Raw genomic sequence first — 4,021 nt, 5'->3', positions numbered from 1 at the left:
TCACCTTGCAACGTGTCTGTACGATTCCTAAAATTTCGGCTGAGCATGCGGCAACCCGCGAAATGGGCCTGTAGTCAGAATCGGAGCCACTGCAGACACACATGGATAGTCAAGAGTTCAGCAAGTAGCCCCCATGGGTGGGGCGTTTCTGCCGGATGGAGGTCGAGGAGAGCGTGATGATGCGGCCGCCATCGCGCATGCGCCGCGAGGCTTCGCGCAGCACGTAGAAGCTGCCCTTGACGTTGGTGGCGAACATGCGGTCGAAGGCGGCATCTTCAAAGTCGGCGAACACCGATGTGTTCATGATACCGGCATTGCTGACCACGATGTCGACGCCACCGAAGGCGGCCTCGTTCGCATCGAACAACGCCTGCACCGCCGACGGATCGGCGACATCGGCCTGCAGCCAGGTGGCCTGGCCTCCAGCAGCCTGGATCTCGGCCACCACCTGGGCGGCGAGGTCGGTGTTGACGAGGCAATTGACGGTGACCGCATAGCCCTCCCAAGCGAGACGCTTGGCCGTGGCCGCGCCAATGCCGCGCGACGATCCGGTCACGATGGCCGCCCGTCCGCTGGACGAGCTGGAAGTGGTATTGCTCGGTCCGGTCTGAGCCAGGCTGGCCGTCGCCATGGCGATCGGGGCGGCGGCGGCCATGGCGAGGAGGTTGCGGCGCGAGGTCTGGGTCATTGCTGGCTCCTTGATCGGTTGTTGACCTGTGATGCCGCAGACTTGCCCGGCCGCGTTGCGCCAACATTGCGCCTCCTCGCCGGCTCGACGGGCGTGTTGGAGGGCGCCTCGGGGATTGCGCAATCCTTCTGCAATGTGCGCAAGCTAGGGGAGCCCGGATGAGGAGGGCGTGATGCGCATCTTGCTGGTTGAGGACGAGAAGGACATGGCCAGCGTGCTCATTGCCGCTCTGGCGCGCCACGGCATCGTCGTCGACCACGTACGGACCCTCGAACTGGCCGAGGAAGCGTGTCGCAGCGGCGTGCACGACGCCATCCTGCTTGATCGCAAACTTCCCGATGGGGAGGGGCTGAGCCTAATCCCCTTGCTGCGCCGTCAGAACCCGGGTCTGCCCGTGATCGTGCTCTCGGCGCTGGGCTCCTCCGACCAGCGGATTGCCGGCCTCGATACGGGGGCGGACGACTATCTGCCCAAGCCCTTTGCCGTGGATGAGCTCTTGGCGCGCCTAAGGGCCGTGATGCGGCGACCGACTCAGCTGAGCAGCAGCGCCGTGCGTCTGGGGACCCTCTGTTTCGACCTGCAGCAGCGGCAGGCCGACATTGATGGTGTGCCGGTTGATCTGACGCGCCGGGAACTGCTGGCACTCGAGACCCTGATCCGGCGCGCGGGGCGGACTGTGACGCGCTCCGTCCTCGAAGATGCTGTCTACGGCTTCGACGACGACATCGCCTCCAATACGCTCGATGCGCATATTTCTCGCCTGCGGCGCAAGCTGAGCGGTGCCGGCGTAGAGATTCACGGCATCCGAGGCGTCGGCTATCTCATGCGGGCCCAGGCATGAAGCCCTGGGACAGAACATCGCTGCGAAGCCGACTGACCTGGCGCATGGCGGCACTTCAGGCTGCGGTCCTGCTCGGCTTTGCCGCTGTCGCAGCCATTCCGATAACGCGGTTGATCGCCGACAAGCAGGGGCTCGACGTCACTGTTTATGAGGAGATTGCCCTCGAACTGGCCGCCGGCCCCCACGGCCAATTGCTGGCCCCGAAGGCTGGCGTGTTCGACCAACTCGTTCGCAAGTATCCCAGCCTGTGGTTCTATGCCACGGACGCGGATGGCAACGTGGCGCGCCATGGACCGCTGACGCCGGCTGTGCTCGAACTCCTCGACGAGCTGCCCCGCCTCACCTCAGCCTACCTGCCCGATGTCGGGCCGGACGAGGCCCGAGAGGCGGTGGTACGCAGAGTGGACAGAGCGGAGACGTCCCTGTGGATCATCGGCGGTGGTGGCCCGGAGATCCGCTTGCGCACCGCGCTGACGGCGTTCAGCAATCCCATCTTCATTGCGCTCCTCGTCAGCCTCACTGCCGCCTCGTTCATCTTCATCCCCATCCTGGTGCGCAGGCTGCTTCAAGGCGTCGCCCGTGTCGCAGCCGAAGCCGACGCGATCGACGTCGAACAGCGCGGCATGAGACTGACCACGAGCCATGTTCCCGATGAACTCCACTCGCTCGTCACGGCCGTCAATGCGGCATTGCAGCGGCTCGACGAGGGCATCGAGCGCCGGGAGCGCTTCCTGGCCGACGCGGCCCACGAGCTGCGCACACCCATCGCTATTCTTCAGACCCGCCTCGAGCTTCTCCCCGACGATGCCCACCGGGGTCGGCTGCTACTTGACGTCGCCCGTCTCACAAATCTCGCCAATCAGCTGCTCGATCTGCAGCGGCTCGACGTGGGGGTAACGCGCTTTCAGCCCGTCGACCTTGTGGAACTTGCCGCTCAGGTCACGGCCGACATGGCGCCCCTGGCTATCGCCGCCGGCGACGAGCTGGAATTCGACGCCGAAGTGGATCGGGTGACCGTTTCGGCTGACCCTGGATCACTCTCCCGTGCCCTCGCCAACCTGATCCAGAACGCGGTGATTCACGGCGGGCAGAAGGCCACGATACGGGTCGGGGTCGGTCGCGACGGCGCCCTGCGCGTCGCCGATACCGGCCCTGGCATCGCGGAGGAGTATCGGACGGCCATCTTCGAGCCGTTCCGCCGCATCGTTCCGCTCGATCACGGTGCTGGGCTTGGCCTTAGCCTGGTGCGGGACATTGTGCTTCGACACAACGGACGCATACTCGTCGGTGACGCGCCCGGGGGTGGTGCCCTGTTCGAGATTTCGCTACCCGTCGTCGTCATTGCCGGGCCCTAGAAGCGCGCTGCGGCCCGAGCTGCCCACTTGAAGCGCTGCAGGCACGGGCCTTCCGGCCTATGCCTGCACATCGAAATCGGAAGGCTTTGGCGAACACCCTTAGCGGACCAGTTTACGCGTCTCCTGGTTGAAGTAGCGGAAGCTCTGGCGGCCGTCTTCGCCGACAACGGTGGCGACGATGTAGTCACCCCATTCGGTGAGGTCCACGACGTCGAAGCCCTGATTCTCGATCTCGATCTGGGCGTAGTGCTTGGAACAGCCGAAAATGGTATCATCATCGGCTATCGCCGGAGCGGCCACAAAGCCAGCTGCCGCGACAAGAGCGGCGGTCAGGAAGGTTTTCACAAGGAGGTCCTTTCGTTGTCGAACGACAAGACCTTCCGATGCCCGAGTTGTGCGAGCATTGCGTTCGTTCAGTGGGTTAGCGCTTCACTGCTCTGGTTTGGTAGCGGCGACCAAAAACTTCAATTGGCAACGTTCAACGCAACCAGGTTCCTTAGCGGTCCTGCAACAACGCGCCCCATTTCGGACGTTCGATCGGTCTTCTCCCCGTCCTGAAAGCCGTCCGTCCGCATAGGCCGTCTCGATGTCGAGCGCGGGTTCCCTGACGCTGTCCGGGGAGGTGTGATGAGAACGGCCCGCCAATTCGGCTTTGTCGGCTGCACCCAACTCCAGCATGCATCGTTGGCTTCTTTGCTGCTCTTCAAAAGTGATTGGATGAGCGCTGCTCTCTTGGCAGATGCGTCCTCCCTCGCTCCGGCGCAAATGAGACCTCGGGAGAAACAATGCCGATTTCTCTACACCAAGGCGCCCTGGAATGGCGTAACGGCGACGTCACTAGACTGGAAGGCGAAAGAGCTGGGCGATCTGAGCCCCGAGCTAATTATTTGGGGTGTCTCCCGCACTTGGTCTGCAATAGGTCGTGTCCCATGACACAAATTTTATGGACGTTGGGGTGAAACGGTCTATCCGGCTATTCCACTACGGCACGGCGTCTCCTAGAAGGAGATCCGTGATTTGAGAGGTGAACAAATGAATTCATACAAGCCTGCGATTGGCTCGGCCTTTGTGCTTCTGTTCATACTGGCGCTGGCATTCTGCTCGCAGCGAAGCGAGGCGGTAGAGCTTCCAACAGGC

At 63.1% G+C, this 4,021-nt stretch carries 4 protein-coding genes; 2 read left to right on the top strand and 2 right to left on the bottom strand.

Features of this window, described 5'->3' with window-relative positions; genetic code table 11:
* Positions 1 to 109: 109 nt before the first annotated feature.
* Positions 110 to 688: an SDR family NAD(P)-dependent oxidoreductase gene (locus DDE76_RS19200; protein ID WP_104891348.1), complete on the bottom strand. Its 579-nt coding sequence runs from the start codon at positions 686 to 688 to the stop codon at positions 110 to 112.
* 172 nt (positions 689 to 860) lie between these two features.
* Here DDE76_RS19200 and DDE76_RS19195 point away from each other — a divergent pair, with 172 nt between their 5' ends.
* Together DDE76_RS19195 and DDE76_RS19190 are read left to right on the top strand one after the other, a co-directional pair.
* Positions 861 to 1,529 carry a response regulator gene (locus tag DDE76_RS19195; protein ID WP_104894678.1) on the top strand — a complete coding sequence of 223 codons (669 nt, stop codon included), beginning with the start codon at positions 861 to 863 and terminating at the stop codon, positions 1,527 to 1,529.
* Positions 1,526 to 2,884, top strand: coding sequence for a sensor histidine kinase (locus tag DDE76_RS19190; RefSeq protein ID WP_104891349.1), 1,359 nt, complete (start codon positions 1,526 to 1,528; stop codon positions 2,882 to 2,884). Before DDE76_RS19195 ends, DDE76_RS19190 begins: the two co-directional genes overlap by 4 nt.
* A gap of 99 nt (positions 2,885 to 2,983) precedes the next feature.
* Here the strand turns inward: DDE76_RS19190 and DDE76_RS19185 are convergent, their stop codons facing one another.
* On the bottom strand, positions 2,984 to 3,229 hold the full coding sequence (locus DDE76_RS19185) for a hypothetical protein (RefSeq protein ID WP_104891350.1): 246 nt from the start codon (positions 3,227 to 3,229) through the stop codon (positions 2,984 to 2,986).
* Positions 3,230 to 4,021: the final 792 nt, after the last annotated feature.

Origin of the sequence: Devosia indica, from assembly GCF_003056405.1 — a bacterium.
GTDB classification, from domain to species: Bacteria; Pseudomonadota; Alphaproteobacteria; order Rhizobiales; family Devosiaceae; genus Devosia; species Devosia indica.
The sequence above is the reverse complement of the archived record's forward strand: the minus strand, read 5'-3'. Positions and strand labels throughout refer to the sequence as shown.

What these genes read in the sequence shown, in the direction of transcription:
- DDE76_RS19200 (WP_104891348.1), bottom strand. Translation starts at nt 688, where the DNA reads ATGACCCAGACCTCGCGCCGCAACCTCCTCGCCATGGCCGCCGCCGCC.
- DDE76_RS19195 (WP_104894678.1), top strand. Translation starts at nt 861, where the DNA reads ATGCGCATCTTGCTGGTTGAGGACGAGAAGGACATGGCCAGCGTGCTC.
- DDE76_RS19190 (WP_104891349.1), top strand. Translation starts at nt 1,526, where the DNA reads ATGAAGCCCTGGGACAGAACATCGCTGCGAAGCCGACTGACCTGGCGC.